The sequence below is a fragment of the Bradyrhizobium uaiense genome (assembly GCF_010811875.1).
In the GTDB taxonomy this organism is placed as follows: domain Bacteria; phylum Pseudomonadota; class Alphaproteobacteria; order Rhizobiales; family Xanthobacteraceae; genus Bradyrhizobium; species Bradyrhizobium uaiense.
On sequence record NZ_VKHP01000133.1, the window covers coordinates 1 to 25,480 of the forward strand.

The following is a 25,480-nucleotide window of genomic DNA, read 5'->3' on the forward strand; positions in this document are numbered from 1 at the left end:
GAGGCTCCCCCTCACCCGGAACGCATCTGACGATGCGTCATAGCCGAAGCTCTGCTTCGGCGTTCTTGAGAACGGCCGCCGAAGGCCGCCTATGCCTCTCCCCGCACGCGGGGCGAGGTGAAGCGAAGGCTGTCGCTCGATTTGAGCAAAATTTGGCTCGTCTCTACCGGCGGGCCGCGATGTGATCGGCGAGCGCGGCCGCGTCGTCGCCGACGCCAGACAGGAACGAGGATTTCATTTTCGACAGCCATTGCAGGCCGAGGAAATAGAGGCCCGGCACGTCGGAGACGCCGTGGCGGTGTCGCGGCGACCCGCCGGCATCGAGCAGCGGTATGTCGATCCAGTTCAGGTCGAGGCCGTAGCCGGTGGCCCAGATCACGCTGCTGATCCGCTCGTCGCGGAGGTCGACGGTGCGCAGCGGCGCGCTGAGGCAGGGCGGATCGGGCAGGCGGATGCGCGCCAGGGGATCGTCGGGATGATCGAGGCCGCGAGCCGCGACGAAGTCGTCGACGATCCCGAGGAAGGTCGCGTAGTAGGCGTCGCCATTGGCGATGTTGGTGGTGAGATCGGGGGCGATTTCGAGCACGCCGTCGCGCGCCGTCGTGATGCGGCCGAGCAGCGTCACGCCGTCAGCGGCGAAGCGGCGGAAATCGATGGTGTGGCCGCCATGGGCGCCCGAAATCACCGGCAGCAGGCGCGACGGGCCGCGCTGCTCGACCGGCGTCTCGTCGACCCCCATCTCGGCCAGCCACCAGAACAGGTCGCGCCCGCGATAGCGGCGGGGCAGCCGGTTGTGACGCCCGACCGAGAGGAAGGCATGGCGGCCGGCGCGTAGCAGCTCGTCGGTGATCTGCGCGCCCGAGGCGCCGGCACCGACCACCAGCACCGCGCCATCGGGCAATTGCGCGGGATTTTTGTAGCTGGAGGCATGGACCTGAAACAGGCCGGGATGCTCGTCCAGCAGTTCGGGCCGCAGCGGCCGCTGATAGGGGCCGGTGGCAACCACGACGTTGCGGGCAGCGATGCTGCCGCCGGCAAATTCGGCAACGAAGCCTGTGGCGTCGCGGCGCAGCGCCGTGACCTCGACGCCGCAGCGGATCGGCGGCGCGACGAACGCGGCATAAGCCTCGATGAAGGCGATGATGGAGGCGGTGGTCGAGAAGCCGTCGGGATCGCGGTGCGGAAACGCAAACTCCGGTAGCCGCACCGACCAGTTCGGAAACTGGAACATCAATCCGTCCCAGCGTTCGCTGCGCCAGCGCTCGGCGATCCGCCGCCGCTCCAGCACCAGATGGGCGATGCCACGCTGCTTCAGCCGATGGCTCATGGTGAGCCCGGCCTGGCCGCCGCCGATCACCAGCGTATCGATGGTCTCCTCACGCATTGCGCGCTCCCTTGCGGCGCGCAGCGGGCTCGGCCGCGGCGCGGATGATCCAGCGCCGGAACGCGGCGAAATCGCGCTGCTCGGCGTGGAAGCCGCGATAGACCAGATACCAGCGCATGCCTTTCGGCACGCTGAGCCCGAACGGCGCCACCAGCCGGCCGGCGGCGAGATCGTCGTCGATATAGGGCCGGATGCCCATTGCGATTCCGAGCCCATCGCTGGCGGCCTGCAGCGCCTGGCCGTAGAACTGGAATTCCGGCCCGCGCGCGGTCAAGCGCGGCACCCCCGCAGCCTTCAGCCAGGATGGCCAGTCGTCGGGTGAATGCGCGACGCGGATCAGGCTCGGCCCCTTGAGATCGGCGGGACGCTTCAGGCTGCCGGCGAGCCGCGCCGTGCACACCGGCATCAGGTCGGCGGCGAACAGCGGCTCGGCGACGAGGCCCGGCCACCGGCCGTCGCCGAGCTGGATGCCGCAGCTCCAGTCGTCGGCGAACGGCACCGCCATGCCGCCGGTCGTGATCCGCACCTCAATGTCAGGCTCCGCTTTGCGGAACTCGGCGAGGTGCGGGATCATCCATTTCATCGCGAAAGTCGGACCGACGCCGACGGTCAGCACCCGCGAACTCGCTGATGCCGTGACCTGCGCGGTGAGGCTCGCCAGCGCGTCGAAGATCGGCGTCAACCCGCTCTGATAGGCGCGGCCGGCCTGTGTGGTGACGAGGCGGTTTGCCTTTCGCTCGAACAGCGCGACGCCGAGCCGTTCTTCCAGCAGATGCACCATCCGGCTGATCGCCGCGGCCGAGACGTTGAGCTCGCTTCCTGCCGACGCGAAGCTGCCGGTCCGCGCCGCGGCTTCGAACGCCTTGATGCCGTTGAGAAAGAGCAGCCGCCGCATGAACCCTCAGGAAAACTGATGCAAGGGCAAGATAACTCGGTTTGCGGGCAGAGGCCAAGCGGCGCAGAAATATGGGGGACAACGAATCCTGCTGACCCCGGCGAGGACCAAATGACTGAGACGACCGACGCCCTGGTGCTCGATCTCGTGGAATGGGTCGCGCGCGAGCCGCGGCGCTATGCCGAGGTGCTCGAGGTCTGGCGCACCTCATGCCCGCGGCTGACGATCTGGGAGGACGCCGTCGACCGCGGCTATGTCGCGCGCCGTCCGTCGGTCGAGGGCATGCGGGTGATGGTGACGGAAACCGGCGAAACCCTTTTGCGCGCGCATGGGCGGACGCATTGACGCGGCGCGAAGTCAGCGCGCCGGCTCGGCGAGCCGCGGCCGGATGATCTCGACCATGCGGTCGGCCGATGTGCCCGGCGGAAAGAAGCCGAGATAATTGCCGTCGCGGTCCATCAGGTAGATGTAGGCGGTGTGATCGACGGTGTAGTCGCCGGCGCCCTCGAGCGGTACCCGGGTGTAATAGACCTTGTAGGCATCGGCTACCGTGCGGATCGCCTCAGCGTCACCGGTCAGCCCGATCAGCCGCGGGTGAAACAGCGGCACGTATTCGGCGAGGTGGGCTGCGGTGTCGCGCTCGGGATCGACCGTGATGAAGATCGGTTGCACCTGATCGCCGTCAGCGCCGAGCTTGTCGAGCGCCAGCCCGATCGCCTGCAGATCGGTCGGGCAGACGTCGGGGCAATAGGTGTAGCCGAAATAGACCAGCATGAGCTTGCCGCGGAACTCCTTGTCGGTGCGCGCATGGCCGGCCTGGTCGGTCAGCGCGAACGGGCCGCCGACCGGCTCCCGATTCCACATCAGGATGTCCATGATCTCGGCGGCCGAGCGCGCCGATTGCCGTGGCGCATCGCCGGCCAGCACCGGCGCCAGCGTCAGCCACAGGCCTGCGCCGGCGCATGCCAGGCCCGCGCCAGCGCATACAAAGCCGCGCAGGATCGGTCGGATCATATGCCGAAGGAGAGGCGGCTGCCTGTTGTCGTGACCAGCACCTTGTCGCCCATCTGCGCGGTCGCCTCCTGCACGAAGTTCAGCCCCGAGCAATGCATCGGAATCACCACATCGGGATCGAGCTTCTTGATCTCGGCGACGACCTCGGTGAGATAATCCTTCGGCGCCGGTCCGAGGTGGAAGCCGCCGACGATCGCATGCACCTTCTGGATGCCCGAGACCTCCTGCGCCTGCTTGACGGAATTGACGATGCCGACATGGCCGCAGGACGAGATCACGACCAGGCCGAAATCTTTGACGTTGAAGCAGGTGGCGTGCTCGTGGATGTGCTCGTCAGGCACGATCTTGCCGTCCAGCTCGGCCGGCAGATAGTGGCTGGCGTTGCAGCCGAGTCCGTCCTTGATGCTGAACTCGACCCAGGTGTTGGGCAACACGCGCTCGACGCTGCGGCGGGTGATCTTGCCGGTCGTGAAGGCGTGGCCGGCGATCACGGTCGGAGTTTCGCACAGCACCGTGGTAACGCGCTGCGACGCGAGCTGGCGGCGGTCCAGCGTGCCGAAATCGGTGAACTGGCCCTTGGTCGGCGTCGCGCTGACGCGGTGGCAGAAATTGTCCTCGCCGCCGGCGTAAAGCTTGACGTCGGCCGGCAGCTTGTCGCGGAATTTGTCGAGGAAGCCGTTGAGGCCGCCGAAATGGTCGTAGTGCCCGTGGCTCACGATCAGCGCGTCGATCTTGGCCGGGTCGACGCCGACCAGCGCCATGTTGTTCAGCAGCACGTCCGGCGTGTAGCCGTAGTCGAGCATCAGCGTGCGCTGCGCGCCCTTGGCCTCCGACTCCAGCCACAGCGACAGGCCCCATTCATTGTGCAGCGACTTCTGGTAGTCGGCTCCGCGCGGCGGCGGCGCGATGGTGACGCCGCCGGACTGCTTCGGCTTGAAGAATAAATCGTAGCTGGAATCGACCAGCACGCGAATCGAGAGCTTGTCGACGGTCGGCACCTCGATCGGCGCGGCGCTCGCAATCTCGACGCAGGAGAACGCGCCCGCAGCCGCAGCGCCGGCGAGTGCCGCGGAGCCCTTCAGAAAGTCGCGCCGTGCTAGATCCTTGATCATCGCAATCCTCCCGTCGCAAATATCGTCATGAAAACAAAATCAAACTGTTCGGATAGCTTAGGCCCAATCGCGCATCCGCTCAATTGATTGATCACAATTGCGCGCGGATGGCAGCCCGCACCATTGACTTGGCATCCGGATTATTCAAATTCATGCAAACGCATCTTTCACCGTATGCCATCAAATCTCCCGACAACAGGATCACGCCCCATGATCGATCTCCACTATTGGTCCACGCCGAACGGTCACAAGATCACGATGTTCCTCGAAGAGACCGGATTGGAATACAAGGTCTTCCCGGTGAACATCGGCAAGGGCGATCAGTTCAAGCCCGAATTCTTGCAGGTCGCGCCGAACAACCGTATTCCGGCCATCGTCGATCACGCACCGAAGGGCGGCGGCAAGCCGATCTCCCTGTTCGAGTCCGGCGCGATCCTGCTTTATCTCGCCGAGAAGACCGGAAAATTCTTGGCCTCGGATCTCTACGGCCGCTATGACGCGATCCAGTGGACATTCTGGCAGATGGGCGGGCTCGGGCCGATGGCCGGACAGAACCATCACTTCCGCAACTACGCGGTCGAGAAGCTGCCTTATGCGATCGACCGTTATGTCAACGAGACCAACCGGCTCTACGGCGTGCTCAACAAGCGGCTGGCCGATCGCGAATTCGTTGCCGGCGACTATTCGATCGCCGACATGGCGAGCTATCCTTGGGTCGTGCCCTACAAGAACCAGGGCCAGGAGATCGACGACTTCCCGCATCTGAAGCGTTGGCTGGAGACGATCGGCAAGCGCCCGGCGACCGAACGTGCCTATGCCAAGGCCAAGGAGATCAATCCGAACTTCGGCCAGCCTGCGATCCGCACCGAGGAAGAGCGCAAGCTGCTGTTCGGGCAGACCGCGGCCGTGGTGCGTTAGGGCGCAGTTCTTTCCACGTCATTGCGAGGAGCCAACGGGTCGCGCGAATGCGCGCCCGATGACAGGCTCCGCGACGAAGCAATCCATGCCTCCGTGCACGCGGATCGATGGATTGCTTCGCTTCGCTCGCAATGATGGTTGTGGGACGAGCCGAGCTTACGCCCCGACATACTTCGCCGGCTGCCGCTGCTTCCACGCGGCGAGCCCTTCGGCCAGATCGCGGCTCGGCACCAGCGCGGCGAACTGCTCGCTCTCGACCAGAAGACCCTCGGCAATCGGCATGTTGAGCCCGCGCGTCACCGCGGTGATGGTGCCGGCGACGGCGCCGGGCGAATGCCTGGTGATGCGGCCGGCGAGTTCGCGTGCGGCCGTCAGCAATTGATCGTGCGGCACGATGTGGTTGATGAGCCCGATCTCGCGTGCGTGGTCGGGCGGGAACGGATCGCCGGCGAGCAGCAGCTCCAGCCCGCGCTTGCGCCCGGCCAGCCGGGGCAGCCGCTGCGTGCCGCCGAAGGTCGGGGGCATGCCGAGCTTGATCTCGGGCTTTGCAAACAGCGCACGGTCGCTGGCGACAGCAAGATGCACCGCCTCCGTAATCTCGCAGCCGCCGCCGAAGGCGAGCCCGTTGACGGCGGCGATCACGGGCTTCTTGAACGCCTCGAGCCGCGCGGTCATCGCTTGTCCACGGCGGACGAAATCGCGCACCGCGACGTCCGCGCCCTGCTTGACGCTATCGGAGAATTCCTTGATGTCGGCACCAGCCGAGAAGGCGCGCTCGCCGGCGCCGGTCAGGATCACGGCGCGCACGCCGGCGTCGCCCTCGATGCGGTCGAGCGCCGCCATCAGCCGATCGATCAGCGCATAGTTCAGCGCATTGAGCTGCTCGGGGCGATTCAGCGTGATCAGGGCGATCCCGTCGGTCATCTCCAGCAGGATGGGTTCGGGCATGGTGCAATCTCCGGCATTGGGGGGGCTCGGAGCCGAATGTAGGGCCAGCCGCAATTTGTGTATATTCACTGGTTAGTATACATAGCGCCATGCCCAGACCCTCGGAGCCCACCCGCGAGCGCATCGTCCAGGCGGCGAGCGCGTTGTTCTACAATGAAGGCATCCGCCGCGTGAGCGTCGATGAGGTCGCCGCCAAGGCCGGCCTCACCAAGCGCACGCTGTATTACCACTTCAAGAGCAAGGACGATCTGGTCGCCGCCTATCTCGCCGCGCGCGACCAGCCGAACCTGGCGCTGTTCCGGAAATGGTTCGCGGAGGCCGACGGCGGCCTGCCGGTGAAGGTCGAGGCGATCTTCAGGAACCTCGCGCGCTCGGCGCGGCATCCGAAATGGAAGGGCTGCGGCTTCCTGCGCACCTCCGCCGAGCTTGCCAACCTGCCCGGCCATCCCGCGATCAAAATCGGCGCCGCGCACAAGAAGAAGTTCGAGGACTGGCTGCGTGCGACCTTCGCAGAGCAGGGGATCGCCGATCCGCTCGAGCTGGCGCGGCAGATCCTGCTGCTGCTGGATGGATCGTTCGCCGTCGTGCTGCTGCATCGCGACGCAAGCTACATGGAAACGGCCGGCGAGGCCGCGCGCACGCTGATCGAGACGGCGCTCAAGAAGAAGGGGCAAAAACGGGGGGAGGGGGCGAGTTGCATTCGGGCAACATCGTTCGGAAAGATGGGTCGTTAACCTTCTTTCGCCATTGCGCGACCACGCCCCTAGCGGATGATCGCATCGTCACATGCTTGAAATCTGGCTCCCAAGGAGCCCGTGGAGGCTGGGATGATGAACTCGCGGCGGGTGCGGGCGGCGACGTTGGGCGGGACGGTCGTTCTGTCGGGCTGCATTGTCTCGTGGTTTGCGGCGTTCGGTTCGGCTGGTATCGAGAAGATCGGTGCGTCAGTCACCGATGCGTCAGTCACCGGTGCATCGGTTGATGAGTCCCGCGCACCCGCTGTCCTCGCCGATGCCGTATCGGCGATATCGCCGACAACTGCCACGTCGGACGCTGCCGTCGATGGCCTTCATGCATTGACCATGAACGAACAGGAAGCGGTGGCGACCGCTAAGGCTGCGCCGACCGTGCACGAGACGGAACCTGTCGTCGAGGCCGCGTTGACCGATCCGGTGCTGCCGCCGGACATTCAACTGCTGCAGGCGCCGGCAGCGAACACGCCGGATCCGAAGCCTCGCGTGGTCAAGCCGGCGGTAGACTCCTTCGAAATCCTCGACGAGTGCTGGGACTTCAATGCCTGCATCGATCGCTATCTGTGGGCGCTCTATCAAAGGACGCCCAAGGAAGACACCATCAAGGTGCCTGAGCAGAGGGAAGTGACGGTCAAGAGAAAGAAGAAAATGGTGACGGTCACCAGAACCTTCACCAAGCTTGTCGATGAGGATTTCGCCTGGAAGGACACCAAGGCGGCCGAAAGAGCCGGCATGCCGATGATGGACTACGTCATGGGAGGCGTCGATCGGAGCTTCAAGCTGAAGCTCTTTCGTGCGCTTCTAGCGGCCGAACAGGCCGGACTGTCGCCCGGCATCACCAGTGCCTTCCGCGATGACTACCGCCAGTCGATTGCAAGCGGGCTGAAGGCGGCCAGCACCAAGTCGTATCACGGCGGCAGTTTCCGTGGCGGCTACGGCCATGGGCTCGCGGCCGACATCGTCAGCATCGACGGCGCGACCCGCGACGACCGTTGGAAATCGTCGGAAAGGCTCTGGAAATGGATCGACGCGCACGGCAAGGAGTTTGGCGTCGCGCGCCCCTATCTCGATTTTGACCCGCCCCATCTGGCGCCGATCGATGGCAAGGAATATGCCGCTCACCGCGGTGGCGGCAAAACGCGGCAGGCGGCACTGGACGCAAAGACGCGCAGCCGTCACGCAGCGCACGACAGCCGCGCGGCGGTGAAACGCGCAAAGACCGCGAAGTCATCGAAGGTGCGAACGATCTGAGCGGGCTCGCGATGCTTAGTATGGTGGGTTAGCCCACCGGTCTGCGCAAAAAGCATGATCCGATGGCGGCTCCGGCATAACCGGCCGGCGTGGTATCCGAAGTGCTCGCAATGACGGCTAAAGCGCGCCGCGCTCCTGCAGCAACGCCAGCACGGCGTTGAGGTCCGGCAACACGGCCGCGCATTTTACGCGCGTCTCATCCGTCGGCGGTGCCATGTCCGGCACCATCAGCGTGATGGCGCCGGCGGCGTGGGCCGCGGTGACACCGTGGTTGGAATCCTCCACCGCGATGCAGGCGGCCGGCGTCACGCCGAGCCGCGCGGCGGCTTTGAGATAGAGCGCCGGATCCGGCTTGCCGTGCGTCACGTCGTCGAGCGTCAGCAGCGTCTCGAAGCGGTCGCGGATACCGGCGAGAGTCAGGTTGCGCTCGGCAGAGCGGCGCGACGACGAGGTGACGATCGCCATCGGGCGTTCGGCTGTGGCGATGGCATTGAGCAGGTCGAGCGTGCCGCGCTTTAGCGGCAGGCCCGCGCGCATCATCCGATCGCGATGGTCGAGAAAGGCCTGGTTGACAGCGTCCAGCGGAAAGCCCGCGCCGTAGTGATCGCGCAGCATTGTCTCGCAGACCGGGCCGGGCAGCCCGACCATGGCATGGCACAGCGCAACGACATCATCGGTGTACCCGCACGCATTCAGCGCTGCGACCAGGCTGTCGAAGTAGACCTTCTCGGTGTCGAGCAGCGTGCCGTCCATGTCGAGCAGGATGGCGTCGACGGTCCAGGGCGCGTTCACGTGCGGCTCGCCTCAGCCTGCTGTTCCGCCAGTTTCCGCAAGCATGCAGGGCACAGGCAGTCGCTGCCATCAGCCGGCATCGGCAGATGAAAGCTCTCGTCGAAACACCAACACGATCCCGTGAGCGAGCAGGAAAATTCGCTGCCGCATGTCGCGCAGGCAAGCCGGCGTGGAGATCCTTGTTCGGAACGATCGCTTGACGAGATGTCCATTCTAACCGCGATTTAATGCGCGAATTAATCTCGGGTTCATCCCGACCCGCGCTATGATGCCGTGCAACAGATATAGCCGGGATAGGCCTCCAAGGGAATTCCGATGGCCCGTGATTCGCAAGCCGCGCTGGTTGCTCTCAACCGGTTTGGATTTGGCGCCCGCGGCGGGGCGTCCGGCGACTTCATCAACGCGGCCTCCGATCCGCGCGGCTTCGTGCTTGCCGAACTGGCGCGTCCGAACGGCGCGCTGCTCGAAGTGCCGGGCCTGCTCTCGACGCCTGAGCTTGGCAAGCAGGTGTTCGACTACCAATTCGAGATTCAGCAGGCGCGCAACGCCGCGAAAGCCGCGCAGCAAGGCGCGAGTGAGGCACCGCCGCAAAGTTCTGACGCAAAGTCGCCGCAGCGGCGCAATCTGTCGCTGTCTACGGCCGCCAAGGAGATCGCCGGCAAGGATCCGGCGATGCAAGCGCAGGCGGTCGACAACGCCAATGCGGCAATGATGCCATCAGCCGCGGTGCAGCCTCCGACGATGCAGACGGTGGCCAATCCGCCCAAGCCGCCGGCAGAGCCGCCCAACATCATTCAGAAGACGTTCCGCGCCGAGGCACTGGCGCGGCTGCAGCGCGGCGTGGTCGCCGATTGTGGTTTCGTCGAGCGGCTCGTGGTGTTCTGGTCAAACCACTTCTGCATCTCCGCCAACAAGGGCGCGCTGGCGCGGATGTGGGCCGGCTCGTTCGAGCGCGAAGCGATCCGCCCGCACGTGCTCGGCCGTTTCTCGGACATGCTGAAGACCGTCGAGCAGCATCCGGCGATGCTGTTCTTTCTCGACAACCAGCAATCGTTGGGACCGGAGTCGCGCGCCGGCGTCAATCGCAATCGCGGCCTGAACGAGAACCTCGCGCGCGAGATCATGGAGCTGCATACGCTCGGCGTCGGCGGCGGCTACACCCAGGACGACGTGACGTCGCTGGCGCGCGTCATCACCGGCTGGACCTTCGCCGGCCGCAAGGGGCAGCTCGGCACGCCCGGCAGCTTCGTGTTCAGCGCCAATGCGCATCAGCCCGGCCCGCAGCAGGTGCTGGGCAAGACTTACGCGCAGGCCGGCCTCGCGCAGGGCGAGGCGGTGCTGTCCGATATCGCGCGGCACCCCTCGACCGCGAAATTCATCGCGACCAAATTCGCCCGTCATTTCGTTGCCGACGATCCGCCGCCGGCGCTAGTGGCGAAGCTGCAGGATAGCTTCACGAAGACCGACGGCGACCTCAGGGCGCTGGCCACGACGCTCGTCGGGTCCAACGAGGCGTGGCAGGCGCCGCTCACCAAGATGCGCTCGCCTTACGAATTCCTGGTCGCATCGGGCCGCCTGCTGGCGCGCAATCCCGAGGATCCGGGCCGCTATCTCAATGGCCTCAATGTGCTCGGCCAGCCGCTGTGGTCGCCGGCTGGGCCGAACGGCTTTCCCGATACCGCAGCAGCCTGGGCGGCGCCTGAAGGCATCAAGCTCAGGCTCGACATCTCGGCGCAGGTTGCCTCGCAGCTCGCCGACCGGTTCGACCCGCGCGACCTGCTCGAGCTGGTCGCCGCGGATGCCGCGTCGCCGGAGACGCGGCGCACCATCGAGCGCGCGGAATCGCGGCAGCAGGCGCTGGCGCTGCTGTTGATGTCGCCGGAATTCCAGAGGAGATGACGATGGATTGCTCCGAGAACGCGATGATGCAGGCGACGTCGCGCCGCGCGCTGCTGCTCGGCGGTGCCTCGTTTGCCGCCTGGGCCTACTTGCCGAAATTCGCGCGCGCGGCCGATGGCCGCGATCCGCGCTTCGTCACCATCATCCTGCGCGGCGCGCTCGACGGCCTTGCCACCGTCGCGCCGGTCGGCGACCCCGATTATGCCGGTCTGCACGGCGCGATCGCGCTTCGTGCCGATGGGCCGAATCCTGCGGTGATGCTCGATCCGTTCTTCGGCCTGCATCCGGCGATGCCTGAGTTTGCAAAGATGTATCGCGCCAAGCAGGCGGCGGTGGTTCATGCGGTTGCGACTTCCTATCGCGATCGCTCGCACTTTGACGGGCAGGATGTGCTGGAGAGCGGCTTCCCCGGTCCCGGCCGCGTGCAGTCCGGCTGGCTCAACCGTGCGCTGGAGGCGCTGCCGAAAGGCGAGCGGGTGACGAGCGCGCTCGCGGTCGGCCCGACCACGCCGCTGGTGCTGCGCGGCACGGCGCCAACCGTCGGCTGGGCGCCGACCGCGCTGCCGCAGGCCGCCGACGACACCGCGATGCGGCTGCTCGATCTCTATCAGTATCGCGATCCGGCGTTGGCGACTGCATTGACGCAAGGCTTGCAGCTGGAGAAGCAGGCGCAGGGCGACGAGATGAAGCCGAAGCCCGGCGGCGGCGGCGTGGCCGCGATGCGCCTGGTGGCGCGCGGCGCCGCCAAATTGATGGCGGCCGATGACGGCCCGCGGATCGGCGCACTGGCCTTCGATGGCTGGGATACCCATGCCAATGAAGGCGGGCCCGTCGGCCGCCTCGCGCAGCTGCTCGGCGGTCTCGACGGCGCGCTGGCGGAATTCCAGAACGGGCTCGGCGCGCGCTGGCGCGACACCGTGATCGTGGTCGCCACCGAGTTCGGCCGCACCGCGCGCATCAACGGCACCGAGGGCACCGACCACGGCACCGGCACCATCGCGCTGCTCGCCGGCGGCGCGGTGAACGGCGGCCGCATGATCACCGACTGGCCGGGCCTGAAGCCCGCCAATCTCTACCAGGCCCGCGACCTCGCCCCGACAACCGACCTGCGCGCCGTGATCAAGGGCGTGCTGCACGACCAGTTCGGCCTCGGCGAGCGCGTGCTGGCCGACGCGGTGTTTCCGGACAGCGCCCCGGTGAAGCCGATGAAGGGGCTGGTGGCTTGACTTTCTCAACCTCTCCCCGCTCTTTGCGGGGAGAGGTCGGAAGCAACGCGTCGCGTTGCTTCCGGGTGAGGGGCAGGGCAATGCGCGGCCGCAAGGAAACGCCTATCCGACTCGCGAGAGGCCTGCGTACCAACCAGACAGACGCGGAAATTGTGCTTTGGAATCGCATCCGCAATCGCCAGATCGACGGTCACAAATTCGCGCGACAAGTTCCGGCCGGGAGGTACATCTGCGACTTCGTCTGCCGGGAGAAGCGAATCGTAATTGAGGTCGACGGCGGGCAGCATGCGGACTCGGTTGAGGACGCGGTTCGCGACCGGTATCTAACCGACGAAGGATATCGAGTGCTTCGCTTCTGGAACAACGATGTGCTCGGGAACATCGATGGTGTGCTGATTACAATTCAAACTGAGCTGTGTGGATAGAGCCCCTCACCCCAACCCTCTCCCCGTGAAGGACGGGGAGAGGGAGCGGAGAGAGCGCCGCTCCGTCTCAGCCCTTCGTAATCCGGTCGATCTCCGCCATCTCCTCCGCGCGCAGCTTCCAGCTGATCGCCTTGACGTTCTGTTCGACCTGCTCGGGACGCGTCGCGCCGGCGATGACGCTTGAGACTTGCGGGCGGGCGGCGAGCCAGGAGAAGGCGAGCTCGAGCATGGTGTGGCCGCGCTCCGTGGCGAAGGCCTGCAGCTGCTCGACGATGTCCTCGTTGCGCGGCGTGACGTAGCGATCCCTGAGGGCCGGCGCCTTGGCGAAGCGGGTGTCGGCGGGCGCCGCAGTGCCGCGCTGGTACTTGCCGGTGAGGAGACCGCTGGCGAGCGGGAAGAACGGCAGCAGGCCGAGATTATACTGCTGCGCTGCCGGGAGCAGGTCCTTCTCGATGCCGCGCACCACGAGGCTGTATTCGTCCTGGCAGGACACGAAGCGGTTCATGTTCATCTCGCGCGCGACGTATTCGGCTTCCGCGATCCGCCACGCCGGGAAGTTGGAGTTGCCGATGTAACGCACCTTGCCCTGGCGCACGAGATCGTCGAGCGCGCGCAGCGTCTCGTCGATCGGCGTCAGCGGGTCGTAATCATGCTGCTGGTAGAGATCGATGTAGTCGGTCTTCAGCCGCGTGAGGCTCGCCTCGACCGCCGACATGATGTAGCGCCGCGAGGCGCCCTGCCTGGTGCCGTCGGTTGCCATCGGCTTGGAGAATTTGGTGGCGAGCACGATGTCCTTGCGGCGATCGCCCAGCACGGTGCCGAGCACGGTTTCCGAGCCGCCCATGCCGGCATAGATGTCGGCGGTGTCGAACAGCGTGATGCCGAGATCGATCGCCTTGTGGATCACCTTGCGCGAGGTTTCCAGGTCGGTGCGCTGGCCGAAATTGTTGCAGCCGATGCCGACCGCGGACACGCGCAGGCCGGAGCCGCCGAGATTACGAATTTCCATGAGACAATCCTGTGGGATAGGCGAGGGATGCCGCGCATTGTGACAAGCACGCCGAGGGGCGGCAAGGTGCCGCCCTACCGTCGGTCACGCATGGCAGTGTCGCAAAATTTGCTGTGTCGCAAAAAAAGCGGTCCCGGTCAGACGCGGCGACTGACGGGGACCGCTCGGGGCGAAGATCTGAGACGGGGGGCCTGATCTTACGCGAGGCGAAGCCTAGCCGGGCTTTGTAACGCGCCGGTGACATCTCTGTTCAATCCACAGGTCGCGCGTGCGCGCTCAGAGAACCTTGCGATAGATGACGAAGCCCGGCCTGTCCGCGACCTTGTCATAAAGCTGCATCGCGGTGTGGTTGGTCTCGTGCGTCTGCCAGTAGACGCGCGGCGACCCGGCAAGCTTTGCCTGCGCGTAGACGCCGTTGATCAAGGCGCGGCCGACGCCCTTGCCGCGCGCGGCCTCGCTGGTGAAGAGATCCTGCAGATAGCAGGTCGGCGCGATCGCCGTGGTCGAGCGGTGATACAGATAGTGCGTCAGGCCGAGCAGCCTGCCGCCGGCATCGGCGACCAGCGCATGCATCGGCTCGTAGGCGTCGAAGAAGCGCTGCCACGTCATCGCGGTGATCTCGGGCGCGAGCGCGGTCGGTCCGGAACGCTCATAGAAAGCGTTGTAGCCGTCCCACAGGGGAAGCCATTGGGCGTAATCGTCTGATGTGACGAAGCGGATGGTGACGTCGTCGGACATGAACGGTCCTTGCATGATCCTGCGTTGCGCGATGCCTGCGCATCGCTTGCAATGTTCTATCGTCGGCAATGTGCGGGATCAATCGGGCGGTCACGCCTCACTCGGCGGCGCGCAGCAGCCGCGCCAGATGGCGTTCGCGCCCGGCGCGCTGTGCGCGATACTCGTGGGCTCGGGCGGGATCGTCGGTATGCCGCACGAGGTCGGTCACCGGCGTGTAACTCAACATGCGGCCGCCGTCGGGCAGCGCCGTGCAGCTGAAGCGCAGCACCTGACCGTCGGCGAGATTGAGGTTGATCGGCGTGGAATCGCCGGATCGCATCATCTCGATGCGCTTGGAGACGAATGCACTCATTTCGTCTTCCGGCAGTTCATAGGCGCCGGTGTCGCGGCCATGATACATCAGCGCGACGAAGGGCGGCTTGCTGTCGGCCTGGGCGTCGGACAGCGCGAAGGTGTCGCGGAAGGCGCGGTTGATGAATTCGGCGCGGGTGTCGGCGTCGAGCAGCACGATGCCGATGTCGACCTGGTCGAGCGCGGCCGCGAGCCGCTCCGAGGTGGCGTGATGCTGCTGGTCGGCGGCGAAGGCGTCGATCCATTTCTGCCGCAGCATGCCGGTGATCAAGGCGGTGCCGGCAGCAGTGACCGCGAGCAGCAGCATCCGCGCGACGTCGGCCATGTCATAGCCGGGCAGCGCGCGATGATCGAGGAAGAACAGCGCCGAACCGGCCACCGCGATCGCAGCGGAGATCAGCCCGGAGGTGATGCCGCTGATCGAGCTCGCCAGCGCCACGATGCAGACGAACAGCGGCGCCGGATTGGGGACGGCGACAACGAGACGATCGATCAGGAAGGCGGCAAGCGCCGTGATCGCCGTCAGGGCCGGACCTGAAATTGCACGCCAGTCGAACCGCATGCGCGTTCTCGCTATCTGTCGAACAAACGATAAAGCGTTAGTTTGACGACAGGGCCGCAACGGCGCCGGCATTTCCGTTCCGACCGTTAAGCGGGCCTTGCCCGGGCCGAGCCAGCTTTCGCTGCTTTCAAATAAAATGATATGCAGATCGGCATGGAACCCGGTTCCGGGCCTGCGGGTTACCGCGTGCTTTGCTTGCAAGAGGACATCGATGCCCGCCATTTCGCCTTCGCTGCTGCCGATCCTGATGTTGTTCGCCTCGAACGTCTTCATGACCTTCGCCTGGTACGGCCATCTCAAGTTCAAGGATCATTCGCTGCCCCTCGTCATCATGGTGAGCTGGGGCATCGCCTTCTTCGAATACTGGCTGGCGGTGCCGGCCAATCGCTGGGGCAGCGCGGTCTACAACGCGGCGCAGCTCAAGACCATGCAGGAGGTGATCACGCTGGTCGTGTTCGCCGGCTTCTCGGTGCTGTACCTGAAGGAGCCGCTGGGCTGGAATCACGCGCTCGGCTTCGCCTTCATCGCTGCCGGCGCGTTCTTCATCTTCCATAAATGGAGCTAGAGCCGAAACGGCTCTAGTGGCGTGGAGCCTGCTTGGCAGAAGGTGTCATCACCTGCGCGGGGTGGGCGCGGTCTTCGCCCTGCGTGCCGGTCACGATCAAGAGCGACGCCGCCAGCAGGATCGCCGCCGACAGCGTCACAGTCACAAGTCCGACTGGAGTCTTCATCATGTCGCGCCGCTGTCTCTCTCGCGCCTTGCCGCGGATCAGGTGCCCAAAGGAATCTGCTTGATTAGGCCGGGATCGATATTGCCATGCCGATGTTGCTCGACAGCACCGTCACGGCGACGACCAGGCACAGCGTCAGCGCGCCAAGCGCGAGCGACGCGGCGATCGCGTTCGTCAGCCGGGATGATGCCACTGGGGCAGGGCGGCCATGGAAGCCTGCCGTGCCGGACCACCGTGTCATGGTCTAAATCCCTCAGGCCGCGAGCGAATCACTCGCGACATCCGAGCGAATCTGCCCACGGTCACCGGCAACATTGCGGCGGCGGAGTCTCCCGAAAATGGCTAAAATGCGGCCGTTGAGGCTGTTTTGCCCGCTATTTGGGCAATTTCCCCGCTCTTCCCGCTATTCAGGCCCAGTTGTTCAGAGGCCCGCCACCAGGCGGGCCTGAGGCTCGGCCTCGGGACCGGGCTGCCAATCCATCGAGACGAAACCGGGGGACTGCTCGACCCGTTTCAGCCAGGCGCGGATCGATGGAAAGGTCGTCAGGTCGAAGTCGCAGCGGTCGGCGACATGGGTGTAGCCGTAGAGCGCGATGTCGGCGACGGTGAGCTGTCCGGCGGCGAAATAGGCGTGGTCCTTGAGGTGATTCTCCATCACCTGAAGCGCCGCATAGCCGCGCTCCATCCAGTCCTCCAGCGCGTGGGTTTGCAGGTCGCGCCCGCCCTTGACCAGCGACAGCCAGAAATAGGCGGCGCCGATATTCGGCTCCAGCGCGTGCTGTTCGAAGAACATCCATTGCAGCGCCTCGGCGCGATCGATCCGCGATTCCGGCGCCAGCGGCGTGCCGACCGCAACGTACCAGAGGATCGCATTGGACTCGGCGAGGTGGCGGCCTTCGGCGACCTCGAGCAGCGGCACCTGGCCGCTCGGATTCTTGGCCAGGAAATCCGGGGTGCGGCTCTCGCCACGCAGGATGTCGATCTCGATCGCCTCGTACGGCGTGTTCAGCACGGCAAGCGCGAGCCGGACCTTGTAGCTGTTGCCGGAGCGCTGCATCGAATAGAGCTTGTACATTGCGTCGGTGTTCACACGATCAAGGAAGACGGGCTGCAGGGAACGGTACGCTCGAAATTGCGCGGCCTGTCACACCGCAACGCCGCTAAACAATGATGCCGACGGGAGTGCGTCGCAAGCCCTGTAGAGTGGAAAAAGTCGAAACGTCTACCGCACTGCACGCGTGCAGAACGATTCCATCGACACGGCAGAACAACTCGGATCACGCCTGCGCGACGCTGTGCACGGTGCCGGTCGATACCATCGTGCCGTATGGCCAACGCGCTGCAATCTACAAGCGTTAACGCACGACGTGCCGGCCGGCAGCTGCGCCTGATGGCCTGTCGTCGGCGCCGTCAGGCAAGTGCCGTACGGCACATTGTCCTCGGAGCAATTCGCGCTGGCATGTCGCCACAGACCTTGCCGGCAAGGCTGCAGCGGCCGTCGCCGGGCTTGCCGGATATGAGCCTTTGGGCTCCGGAACTTGCGGAATATTGCGCGTGTTGCGAGCCATGCGCGAAAGTTTTCGTGCTCTACCGCCAAGCTTCTTGCGATGCAGCGGCGACAGGCCTAGGGTGCCGCGATCCCATTCAAATCAAGTCGTGGCCCAACCGCTCACGACGTTTGCCAGGAGATGATAATGGCCTTCCTGTCCGCTGCGCTCGACCGTGTGAAGCCGTCCGCGACGATCGCGGTGACGGACAAGGCACGCGCGCTGAAAGCCGCGGGCCGCAACGTCATCGGCCTCGGTGCCGGCGAGCCGGACTTCGACACGCCCGCCAACATCAAGCTGGCTGCGATCCACGCGATCGAGGCCGGCAAGACCAAGTACACCGATGTCGGCGGCATTCCGGAGCTCAAGGAAGCCATCATCAACAAGTTCTCGCGCGAGAACGGGCTGAGCTACAAGCCGAACCAGATCATCGTCGGCACCGGCGGCAAGCAGGTGCTCTACAATGCGCTGATGGCGACCATCAATCCCGGCGACGAGGTGATCATCCCGGCGCCGTACTGGGTCAGCTATCCCGAGATGGTGGCGCTCGCCGGCGGCGAGTCGGTGCCGGTGATTTGCCCGGCCTCGACCGGCTTCAAGCTGCGCCCGGAAGATCTCGAGAAGGCGATCACGCCGAAGACCAAATGGGTGATCCTGTGCTCGCCGTCGAACCCGACGGGCTCGGCCTACACCAGGAGCGAGCTCAAGGCGCTCACCGACGTGCTGGTCAAGCATCCGCATGTCTGGGTGATGACGGACGACATGTACGAGCACCTCGTCTATGACGACTTCGTCTTCACCACGGCGGCGCAGGTCGAGCCGGCCCTCTACGATCGCACGCTGACCGTGAACGGCGTGTCGAAGGCCTACTGCATGACCGGTTGGCGCATCGGCTATGCCGGCGGTCCGGCACAGCTGATCAAGGCGATGGCGACAATCCAGTCGCAGTCGACCTCGAACCCGTCGTCGATCGCGCAATGGGCGTCGGTCGAGGCGCTCAACGGTCCGCAGGACTTCATCGCCGCGAACAACAAGGTGTTCAAGGAGCGTCGCGACCTCGTGGTGTCGATGCTCAACCAGGCGAACGGCATCGAGTGCCCGCGGCCGGAAGGCGCGTTCTACGTCTATCCGTCCTGCGCCGGCACGATCGGCAAGACGGCGCCGACGGGCAAGGTGATCGACAATGACGAAGCGTTCGTCACCGAGCTGCTCGAGAGCGAAGGCGTTGCCGTGGTGCAGGGATCGGCATTCGGTCTCGGGCCGGCGTTCCGCATCTCCTATGCCACCAAGACCTCGGATCTCGAGGACGCCTGCAAGCGCATCCAGCGCTTCTGCGGTAACCTGAGGTAATTCAGAAAAACTTCGAACCAAGCAACTTCGAAACAAGCAACGCTCTCGCACTACGTGCGGGAGCGTTTCTGTTTGTGTGTTCATCTCGCGGGGCGGTAAAAGCACAGAGTCAAATCACAAGCTGCTCACCTCACGCGCGTGTGTGCGAACATCATTGCCACACGCGGGAGTTTTTTACGGCCTCTTTGCGCGCTGCCTTGTTTTGGACACGAGCCTTCCTTTGTGTCCGCCGCGCAAATTCAGTTCAGTTCACCTTCCGGAGACAGACCATGCGACTTTCTACCCTCGCCATTGCAGCGCTCGCGGCGCTGGCGCCGTTCGCCACCGCCAACGCGGCGCCCCAGCAGGTTCAAGCCGGGGTCCTGCAATGCCAGGGCGGCGAGAACGTCGGCTTCGTCGTCGGCTCCGTCGCTCGCCTCGAATGCGTGTTCCAGAGCGGCGGCCGTCGGCCGGAGCCCTATGTTGCGACCGTGAAGCGGATCGGCGTCGACCTCGGCGTCACCGCGACGACCCAGCTCGCCTGGGCCGTGAGCGCGCCGACCACGCAGCTCCCGCGCGGTGCGCTCGCCGGCAGCTACGGCGGCGTCGGCGTCAATGCTTCGGTCGGCCTCGGTGCCGGCGGTAACTTCCTGTTCGGCGGCCCGAACAACGCCTATGCGCTGCAGCCGATCAGCGTGCAGGGCCAGACCGGCCTCAACGTTGCGGCCGGTATTGCCGGGATCGATCTCGAGCCGGTTCGCACCGCTGGCCCGCGCCGGCATCACCGTCACCATCGTCATCACCACCACCACTAAGCAGGTCGGTGTTCGATCAAAGGGGCCCGCGAAAGCGGGCCTCTTTTTTGTTGTGTGTCGTTTGTTGTCCGTTCCATGACGGGTTCTGCGTGGTCGCGCGGCAGCAACATCGCCACATCCGGCAACAATCGGTGGTCGAGCACCGCTAATTCTGGCCGACCGTTCGATGTTATGGCATAGGATACGAACGGCGCCGCAGACACGGCGCCGTTCTGTTCTCTGCTCGCGTCATGACTTTCTAGCCGGAGACTCCCCAACATGCGTCGCTTCACTCTCCTCGCCGGTGCTGCCATTGCCACGCTAACCGCAATCGTTGGCGCCAACGCCCAACAGCCGAGCCAGCGCGTACAGGTCGGCGTCCTGGAATGCCGCGGCGGCGCGAGCGTCGGCTTCATCGTCGGTTCCGTCACGCATCTCGGTTGCGTGTTCCGCGCCAACGGCCTGCCGGAGGATCGCTACATCGCGACCATCCAAAAGATCGGCATCGATCTCGGCATCACCCAGGAATCGGCGCTGGCCTGGGGCGTCTACGCACCGGTGGAGCGGCTCGGGCCGGCTGCGCTCTCCGGCAATTATGCCGGCGCGCAGGGCAGTGCGACGCTCGGCGTCGGCGTCGGCGGCAATGTGCTGGTCGGCGGTTCCGACAACACCATCGCCCTGCAGCCGCTCAGCGTGCAGGGCCAGGTCGGCGTCAACGTCGCCGCCGGGCTCGAGAGCCTGGAGCTGCGTCCGGGGCGCTAACTTGCGCGCGCTCCGTTCGCCAATCGGCCGAAGAAGCCGCGGGCTTCTTCGGCGACGATTCCTGGCGCCTCGACGTGAACATAATGCCCTGTGTCGACGAACCTGATCGAAGGTTCGCTCCAGTAGTCCCCCAGCCTGTCCGACCATTCGGGCGCGATCAGCGGATCGCGGCGGCCCCAGAGAAAGCGCGATGGCACGTCGATGCGCGGTCGTGCCGGCAGCTTGCCTTCGAGCCAGAGCCGGCGATTGGGCGCGGACGAGAGATACCAGTCGAAGCCGCCCTGGATGTTGCCCGGCTTCATGAAGTTGTCGACATAGGCGTCCAGCAGGTCGCCGAACACGGCGGGATCGTCGCCCGACCAGTGGTCGAGGAAATGGCGGAAGTAGAGCCGGCATGTTTCGCGCGAGCTTCCGACCAATTGCGCGGCCCATGGCAGCTGCTGGAAGTATTGATACCAGACCTCGATCAGGTGGCCGGGCTGACCGTAGCGCTCGCCGAGCCCCGGATAGGGCGTGCAGAGATAAAGCGTGCCGGTCAGTCGCTGCGGGGCATGATGCGACATCGCCTGCATGACGTAGGCGCCGAGATCGCCGCCGATCACGCCGAAGCCGTCATGGCCGAGCGCATCCATGAGCGCGAACATATCCCGCGCGTGGCGCTCCGCCGTCGCGGACGCGTCAGGTCCCGGCACAGGCTTGCCGGTGTCGCCGCAGCCGCGCAGGTCGGGGGCGATCAGCTCGAAGCTGTCGCCGAGGCGCAGCATCAGCGGGCGCCACACCAGCCAGAACTCCGGCCAGCCATGGAGCAGCAGCAGCGGCGGCCCCTTGCCGAAGCGCGCGACGTTGACGGACAGGCCGCCGATATCGATCTTCTGTTGTGTGATGCCGGTTGCGGCTGCGTCCGCGAAAGCTTTGTCCAGCGCCGTCATGGCGACCTCCTGTGGATTGCCGCAGGCTGTCGGTGTTCGCGCGTCCGGTCCAATACTCGTTCGATACGATAGCAGAGCTATTGCGTATTGCCGCCGGCGCCGGCCGCCGTGCTATATCGCCGGCATGGAATTGCGACACCTGCGATATTTCGTGGCGCTCGGCGAGGAATTGAATTTCACCCGCGCGGCGGAGCGGCTGCACATCGCGCAACCGCCGCTGAGCCAGCAGATCCGTCAGCTCGAGGAGGAGCTCGGCGTCACGCTGCTGCAGCGGAATAGCCGTCCTGTCAGGCTTACCGAGGCCGGCGAGCTGCTGCTTGCGCGCGCACGCGCGCTGCTCGCAAATTTCGAGAGCGCGGTTGCGGATACGCGGCGCGTCGGTCGCGGTCAGGCCGGCAAGCTCGGAATCGGATTCGTCGGCTCCGCCATGTTTGCCGGCCTTCCCGATATCATCGGCGCCTATCGCGACGCCTGTCCTGATGTCGAGCTCGTGCTTGACGAGATGCTGGCGACCGAGATCGCCGAAGCGCTGCGGCGACGCCGGATCGATGTCGGCTTCGCACGTCCGGCGCTGCTCGACGAACCGGGTCTTGCCCAGCGGCTCATCATCGAGGAGCCGTATGTTGCGGCGCTGCCGTGTGCGCATCCCCTCGCGGCGCGGCGCGACATCGCGCTCGCCGAATTGTCCGACGATGCCTTCGTGCTCTATCCGGCCAGCCCGGAGCCTTCGGTCACCGGCCTGATCGTCGCCGCCTGCCGGGTCGCGGGCTTCACGCCGCGGCTTGCGCAGGAGGTGCTTCATCTGCAAACTGCGATCGGCCTGATTGCCGCGGGCGTCGGTGTGTCGCTCGTTCCGGAGGCTGCGGCGCGCGCGCAGAGCGGTCGCGGCGTGGCTTACGTTCGGCTTGCTGCGCCGGTGGTGACGGCTCCGCTCACGATTGCGTGGCGCGAAGAAGATGTCTCGCCCGCCGTAGCGCGCCTGCTCGACATCGCCATGCGCTGGCGCGAGATTGCTTTGCCACCTGCGCCCTGAGGAACCGTCGCACGGACGCAATCGTCCGGACAATGACGGCGATTTGCTCTGCCATCGCAATCTCCCGCGACGCCGCACCGCAGCGACGTTTTCCCGCTTGCCAAACGTCAAACGCAGGCAGAGCATAAACGGTCGCCGACCCAATCATGGGCCGAGCTCCAACACGAGGAGGCGGCAATGGGACAAGACGTCAGAAGTCCCCGAGGTCCACGGTGCATTGCATTGGTGGGCCCTTTCCAAAGCGGTAAGACCACACTTCTGGAAGCGATCCTGGCGCGCACTGGCGCCATCAAGACGGCCGGCAGCGTCGATGCCGGAACCTCCATCGGCGATGCCAGCCCCGAGGCGCGTCAACACAAGATGGGCGTAGGCCTGACTGCCGCCACCACCACCTTTATGGGTGACAGCTACACCTTTATCGATTGTCCCGGCTCGATCGAATTCGCGCACGACATGCGCGCCGCGTTGCCGGCGGTCGATGCCGCGGTCGTGGTCTGCGAAGCTGACGAGAAGAAGCTGCCGCAGCTGCAGATCATCCTGCGCGAGCTCGAGGAGCTCGGCATTCCCCGTTTCCTGTTCCTGAACAAGATCGACCGTGCCAACAAGCGCGTCCGCGAGACGCTTGCGACGCTGCAGCCGGCTTCGCGCGTCCCGCTGGTGCTGCGCCAGATCCCGATCTGGAACGGCGACCTGATCGAAGGCTTCGTCGATCTCGCGCTGGAGCGCGCCTTCGTCTATCGCGAGCACAAGCCGTCTGAGGTGATGGCGCTCGAAGGTGGCAATCTCGACCGCGAGAAGGAAGCGCGCTTCTCGATGCTGGAGAAGCTCGCCGACCACGACGACGCGCTGATGGAGCAATTGCTGGAGGATATCCAGCCACCGCGCGATGCCGTGTTCGACGATCTCGCGCGCGAACTGCGCGAAGGGCTGATCTGTCCGGTGCTGCTTGGCGCTGCGAGCCGCGAGAACGGCGTGCTCCGCCTGATGAAGGCACTGCGCCACGAGGCGCCGGGCGTCATTGAGACAGCCAGGCGGCTCGGCATCAAGGATCAGAAGGACGCGCTGGCCTATGTGTTCAAGACCGTGCATTTGCAGCACGGCGGCAAGCTGTCGCTGGCGCGCGTGCTGATGGGCCGCCTCGATGACGGCGCAACGCTGCAATCCTCGTCCGGCGAGAGCGGACGCGTCTCCGGCATCCTTGCGGTGTCAGGCGGGCATGACAGCAAGCGGCCGTCCGCGGAGGTCGGCGACGCCGTTGCGCTCGGCAAGCTCGACGCGATCAAGACCGGCGACACGGTCTCGAGCGGCAAGACGGCCCCGGCCTCGCTGGTCAAGGTCGAGCCGGCCGCGCCCGTGCTGTCGATCTCGATATCAGCGACCGACCGCAAGGATGACGTCAAGCTCGGCCAGGCGCTGCTGCGGCTGAACGAAGAAGATCCCTCGTTGACGATGATCCAGAACCCGCGCACCCACGACACCGTGCTGTGGGGGCAGGGCGAGATGCATCTGCGCGTCGCGCAGGAGCGGCTGAAAGACCGCTACGGCGTCAGCGTCAAATCGCATCCGCCGGCGATCGGTTACCAGGAGACCATCCGCAAGGCCGTCACCCAGCGCGGCCGGCACAAGAAGCAGTCCGGCGGCCACGGCCAGTTCGGCGACGTCGTGCTCGACATCAAGCCGAGGCCGCGCGGCTCAGGCTTCGAATTCCACGAGAAGGTGGTCGGCGGCGCGGTGCCGCGCAACTATATCGGCGCCGTGGAGGAGGGCGTGGTCGACGCGCTGGTGCGGGGGCCGCTCGGTTTCCCGGTAATCGACGTCGACGTCACGCTGACGGACGGCTCCTATCACAGCGTGGATTCCTCCGACCTCGCGTTCCGCACCGCGGCGCGGATGGGGGTCAGCGAAGGGCTGCCGCAGTGCCAGCCCGTGCTGCTGGAGCCGATCCACATGGTCGAGATCGTCTGCCCGACCGAGGCCACCGCAAAGATCAATGCGATCCTGTCGGCGCGGCGCGGCCAGATCCTCGGCTTCGACACCCGCGAGGGCTGGAGCGGCTGGGATTGTGTCCGCGCGACGATGCCGGAAGCCGAGATCGGCGACCTCATCGTCGAGCTGCGCTCGGCCACCGCCGGTGCCGGCACCTTCACGCGGCAGTTCGACCGCATGGCCGAAGTGACCGGCCGCGCCGCCGACCAGATCATCGCCGCGCATCGCGACGCGGCGTGACCAAGCGACGTCATTCCGGAGCGCTCGCGTCAGCGAGCGAATCCGGAATCTCGAGATTCCCCGATGCGCAATTGCGCATCTGAGGTGCGATGCTATCGCATCGCCCCGGAATGACAGGGGAGGGTGCTTCGCTCCCTCCCTCTCTTCCCAAGCTGCTCGCTTTCATGAACATTGTCGTTCTGAACAAGGAGAGCAGTTTCCGCCACCATGCTTGAATCCCGCCGCAACCTGGCGCTGGCCTGCGCGCTCAGCGCGCTGGCCGGCTATGTCGACGGCATCGGCTATCTGCAGCTCGGCGGGCTGTTCGTCTCCTTCATGAGCGGCAACTCGACGCGGCTTGGCGTGGCGCTGGCCGACGGCCACTGGCAGCATGCGCTTGAGGCGTTGGCGCTGATCGTGTTGTTTGTTGCGGGGGCCGCGGCCGGCAGCCTGGTCGTGCTCAGCCCCCTGGCTCATCGCCAGCCGTTGATCCTGTTCGTCGAGGCGCTGCTGCTGACAGCCGCGGCGTTGGCCTATGCCTTTGGCCTGCCGAACGCCGCGGTCGCGGCCATCGTGCTGGCGATGGGGCTCGAGAACGCCGTTTTCCAGCTCCAGGGCGGAGCCGGGCTCGGTCTGACCTATGTCACCGGCGCGCTGGTCAAGGCCGGCCAGCTGATCGCCGCCGCGCTGACCGGCGGGGCGGGGGTGTGCCTGGCTCCCCACAGTGTGACCTAGGGCGGCGCTGGGTCGCGCGCCCCGCCGGCGCACGTTGCCTACCCCCCGCCGACACCGCGCGTGGTCGAGGATTGCACGGCAGCCGGCCCACCCCCGTGAGCGGCTCGTGTCCCCACAGCGGCCAAGGCGCCGCTCGCCC

27 protein-coding genes and 1 pseudogene are annotated in these 25,480 nt (G+C 65.7%); 14 read left to right on the plus strand and 14 right to left on the minus strand.

Features of this window, described 5'->3' with window-relative positions; translation table 11 throughout:
• Window positions 1-163: 163 nt before the first annotated feature.
• Together FNJ47_RS27420 and FNJ47_RS27425 are read right to left on the minus strand one after the other, a co-directional pair.
• The gene (locus FNJ47_RS27420) at window positions 164-1,384 is read right to left on the minus strand and encodes an NAD(P)-binding domain-containing protein (RefSeq protein WP_163158767.1); all 1,221 of its coding nucleotides are present in this window, start codon (window positions 1,382-1,384) and stop codon (window positions 164-166) included.
• Window positions 1,377-2,279, minus strand: coding sequence for a LysR substrate-binding domain-containing protein (locus FNJ47_RS27425; protein ID WP_163158769.1), 903 nt, complete (start codon window positions 2,277-2,279; stop codon window positions 1,377-1,379). The genes FNJ47_RS27420 and FNJ47_RS27425 overlap by 8 nt, the downstream gene beginning before the upstream one ends.
• A 111-nt stretch (window positions 2,280-2,390) precedes the next feature.
• Between FNJ47_RS27425 and FNJ47_RS27430 the strand changes: the two genes are divergently transcribed.
• Window positions 2,391-2,624 carry a hypothetical protein gene (locus tag FNJ47_RS27430; protein WP_163158771.1) on the plus strand — a complete coding sequence of 78 codons (234 nt, stop codon included), beginning with the start codon at window positions 2,391-2,393 and terminating at the stop codon, window positions 2,622-2,624.
• A 12-nt stretch (window positions 2,625-2,636) separates the two neighbouring features.
• Here the strand turns inward: FNJ47_RS27430 and FNJ47_RS27435 are convergent, their stop codons facing one another.
• Together FNJ47_RS27435 and FNJ47_RS27440 are read right to left on the minus strand one after the other, a co-directional pair.
• Window positions 2,637-3,293 carry an SCO family protein gene (locus FNJ47_RS27435; RefSeq protein WP_163158773.1) on the minus strand — a complete coding sequence of 219 codons (657 nt, stop codon included), beginning with the start codon at window positions 3,291-3,293 and terminating at the stop codon, window positions 2,637-2,639.
• Window positions 3,290-4,405 carry an MBL fold metallo-hydrolase gene (locus tag FNJ47_RS27440; RefSeq protein WP_163158774.1) on the minus strand — a complete coding sequence of 372 codons (1,116 nt, stop codon included), beginning with the start codon at window positions 4,403-4,405 and terminating at the stop codon, window positions 3,290-3,292. The genes FNJ47_RS27435 and FNJ47_RS27440 overlap by 4 nt, the downstream gene beginning before the upstream one ends.
• Window positions 4,406-4,615: 210 nt before the next feature.
• On the opposite strand from FNJ47_RS27440, the gene FNJ47_RS27445 reads away from it, so the two are divergent.
• Window positions 4,616-5,323, plus strand: a complete 708-nt coding sequence (locus tag FNJ47_RS27445) for a glutathione S-transferase N-terminal domain-containing protein (protein WP_163158776.1) — start codon at window positions 4,616-4,618, stop codon at window positions 5,321-5,323.
• Between the two features lie 156 nt (window positions 5,324-5,479).
• On the opposite strand, the gene FNJ47_RS27450 is transcribed toward FNJ47_RS27445, so the two are convergent.
• Window positions 5,480-6,271 carry a crotonase/enoyl-CoA hydratase family protein gene (locus FNJ47_RS27450; RefSeq protein ID WP_163158778.1) on the minus strand — a complete coding sequence of 264 codons (792 nt, stop codon included), beginning with the start codon at window positions 6,269-6,271 and terminating at the stop codon, window positions 5,480-5,482.
• Window positions 6,272-6,360: 89 nt separating this feature from the next.
• On the opposite strand from FNJ47_RS27450, the gene FNJ47_RS27455 reads away from it, so the two are divergent.
• Together FNJ47_RS27455 and FNJ47_RS27460 are read left to right on the plus strand one after the other, a co-directional pair.
• Complete coding sequence (locus FNJ47_RS27455; RefSeq protein ID WP_163158780.1) at window positions 6,361-7,005, plus strand: TetR/AcrR family transcriptional regulator; 645 nt, start codon at window positions 6,361-6,363, stop codon at window positions 7,003-7,005.
• Window positions 7,006-7,098: 93 nt separating this feature from the next.
• Window positions 7,099-8,274: a peptidase M15 gene (locus FNJ47_RS27460; RefSeq protein ID WP_236000125.1), complete on the plus strand. Its 1,176-nt coding sequence runs from the start codon at window positions 7,099-7,101 to the stop codon at window positions 8,272-8,274.
• A 117-nt stretch (window positions 8,275-8,391) separates the two neighbouring features.
• Here the strand turns inward: FNJ47_RS27460 and FNJ47_RS27465 are convergent, their stop codons facing one another.
• Together FNJ47_RS27465 and FNJ47_RS27470 are read right to left on the minus strand one after the other, a co-directional pair.
• Window positions 8,392-9,066 carry an HAD-IA family hydrolase gene (locus tag FNJ47_RS27465; protein ID WP_163158782.1) on the minus strand — a complete coding sequence of 225 codons (675 nt, stop codon included), beginning with the start codon at window positions 9,064-9,066 and terminating at the stop codon, window positions 8,392-8,394.
• A complete protein-coding gene (locus FNJ47_RS27470; RefSeq protein WP_163158784.1) occupies window positions 9,063-9,278 on the minus strand; it encodes a cysteine-rich CWC family protein in 216 nt (71 codons plus the stop codon). The genes FNJ47_RS27465 and FNJ47_RS27470 overlap by 4 nt, the downstream gene beginning before the upstream one ends.
• A 103-nt stretch (window positions 9,279-9,381) precedes the next feature.
• Between FNJ47_RS27470 and FNJ47_RS27475 the strand changes: the two genes are divergently transcribed.
• The 3 genes from FNJ47_RS27475 to FNJ47_RS27485 all read left to right on the plus strand — a co-directional run bounded on the left by FNJ47_RS27475 (window position 9,382) and on the right by FNJ47_RS27485 (window position 12,616).
• Window positions 9,382-10,965 carry a DUF1800 domain-containing protein gene (locus tag FNJ47_RS27475; RefSeq protein ID WP_163158786.1) on the plus strand — a complete coding sequence of 528 codons (1,584 nt, stop codon included), beginning with the start codon at window positions 9,382-9,384 and terminating at the stop codon, window positions 10,963-10,965.
• Window positions 10,962-12,191, plus strand: a complete 1,230-nt coding sequence (locus FNJ47_RS27480) for a DUF1501 domain-containing protein (protein WP_163158788.1) — start codon at window positions 10,962-10,964, stop codon at window positions 12,189-12,191. Before FNJ47_RS27475 ends, FNJ47_RS27480 begins: the two co-directional genes overlap by 4 nt.
• Window positions 12,192-12,271: 80 nt before the next feature.
• The gene (locus FNJ47_RS27485; protein ID WP_163158790.1) at window positions 12,272-12,616 is read left to right on the plus strand and encodes an endonuclease domain-containing protein; all 345 of its coding nucleotides are present in this window, start codon (window positions 12,272-12,274) and stop codon (window positions 12,614-12,616) included.
• Between the two features lie 67 nt (window positions 12,617-12,683).
• On the opposite strand, the gene FNJ47_RS27490 is transcribed toward FNJ47_RS27485, so the two are convergent.
• From FNJ47_RS27490 to FNJ47_RS27500, 3 genes are all read right to left on the minus strand, one after another.
• Entirely contained in the window at window positions 12,684-13,625 is a 942-nt protein-coding gene (locus FNJ47_RS27490; RefSeq protein ID WP_163158792.1) for an aldo/keto reductase, read from the minus strand.
• Between the two features lie 276 nt (window positions 13,626-13,901).
• Window positions 13,902-14,363 carry a GNAT family N-acetyltransferase gene (locus FNJ47_RS27495; protein WP_163158794.1) on the minus strand — a complete coding sequence of 154 codons (462 nt, stop codon included), beginning with the start codon at window positions 14,361-14,363 and terminating at the stop codon, window positions 13,902-13,904.
• 97 nt (window positions 14,364-14,460) lie between these two features.
• The gene (locus FNJ47_RS27500; RefSeq protein WP_163158796.1) at window positions 14,461-15,276 is read right to left on the minus strand and encodes a PAS-domain containing protein; all 816 of its coding nucleotides are present in this window, start codon (window positions 15,274-15,276) and stop codon (window positions 14,461-14,463) included.
• Window positions 15,277-15,487: 211 nt separating this feature from the next.
• On the opposite strand from FNJ47_RS27500, the gene FNJ47_RS27505 reads away from it, so the two are divergent.
• Window positions 15,488-15,841: a DMT family protein gene (locus FNJ47_RS27505; RefSeq protein WP_163158798.1), complete on the plus strand. Its 354-nt coding sequence runs from the start codon at window positions 15,488-15,490 to the stop codon at window positions 15,839-15,841.
• 13 nt (window positions 15,842-15,854) lie between these two features.
• On the opposite strand, the gene FNJ47_RS49925 is transcribed toward FNJ47_RS27505, so the two are convergent.
• The 3 genes from FNJ47_RS49925 to FNJ47_RS27510 form a co-directional block, all read right to left on the minus strand.
• Window positions 15,855-16,010: a hypothetical protein gene (locus tag FNJ47_RS49925; RefSeq protein ID WP_165445895.1), complete on the minus strand. Its 156-nt coding sequence runs from the start codon at window positions 16,008-16,010 to the stop codon at window positions 15,855-15,857.
• 61 nt (window positions 16,011-16,071) lie between these two features.
• Entirely contained in the window at window positions 16,072-16,248 is a 177-nt protein-coding gene (locus FNJ47_RS49930; RefSeq protein ID WP_165445896.1) for a hypothetical protein, read from the minus strand.
• A gap of 180 nt (window positions 16,249-16,428) precedes the next feature.
• Window positions 16,429-17,082 (minus strand): glutathione S-transferase family protein, encoded by a 654-nt coding sequence (locus tag FNJ47_RS27510; protein WP_163158800.1) that lies wholly within the window; start codon window positions 17,080-17,082, stop codon window positions 16,429-16,431.
• Window positions 17,083-17,701: 619 nt separating this feature from the next.
• Between FNJ47_RS27510 and FNJ47_RS27515 the strand changes: the two genes are divergently transcribed.
• The 3 genes from FNJ47_RS27515 (at window position 17,702) to FNJ47_RS27525 (ending at window position 20,439) form a co-directional block, all read left to right on the plus strand.
• Window positions 17,702-18,904, plus strand: a complete 1,203-nt coding sequence (locus FNJ47_RS27515; RefSeq protein WP_163158803.1) for a pyridoxal phosphate-dependent aminotransferase — start codon at window positions 17,702-17,704, stop codon at window positions 18,902-18,904.
• Window positions 18,905-19,173: 269 nt separating this feature from the next.
• Complete coding sequence (locus FNJ47_RS27520) at window positions 19,174-19,698, plus strand: DUF992 domain-containing protein (RefSeq protein WP_163158805.1); 525 nt, start codon at window positions 19,174-19,176, stop codon at window positions 19,696-19,698.
• A gap of 258 nt (window positions 19,699-19,956) precedes the next feature.
• The gene (locus FNJ47_RS27525) at window positions 19,957-20,439 is read left to right on the plus strand and encodes a DUF992 domain-containing protein (RefSeq protein ID WP_163158807.1); all 483 of its coding nucleotides are present in this window, start codon (window positions 19,957-19,959) and stop codon (window positions 20,437-20,439) included.
• On the opposite strand, the gene FNJ47_RS27530 is transcribed toward FNJ47_RS27525, so the two are convergent.
• On the minus strand, window positions 20,436-21,368 hold the full coding sequence (locus FNJ47_RS27530) for an alpha/beta fold hydrolase (RefSeq protein WP_163158809.1): 933 nt from the start codon (window positions 21,366-21,368) through the stop codon (window positions 20,436-20,438). The genes FNJ47_RS27525 and FNJ47_RS27530 overlap by 4 nt on opposite strands.
• A 124-nt stretch (window positions 21,369-21,492) precedes the next feature.
• On the opposite strand from FNJ47_RS27530, the gene FNJ47_RS27535 reads away from it, so the two are divergent.
• From FNJ47_RS27535 to FNJ47_RS27545, 3 genes and pseudogenes are all read left to right on the plus strand, one after another.
• Window positions 21,493-22,401, plus strand: a complete 909-nt coding sequence (locus FNJ47_RS27535) for a LysR substrate-binding domain-containing protein (protein WP_163158811.1) — start codon at window positions 21,493-21,495, stop codon at window positions 22,399-22,401.
• 177 nt (window positions 22,402-22,578) lie between these two features.
• Entirely contained in the window at window positions 22,579-24,627 is a 2,049-nt protein-coding gene (locus FNJ47_RS27540) for an elongation factor G (protein ID WP_163158814.1), read from the plus strand.
• 207 nt (window positions 24,628-24,834) lie between these two features.
• Window positions 24,835-25,329: pseudogene (locus FNJ47_RS27545) on the plus strand (YoaK family protein); the annotation flags it as partial.
• Between the last annotated feature and the right edge of the window lie 151 nt (window positions 25,330-25,480).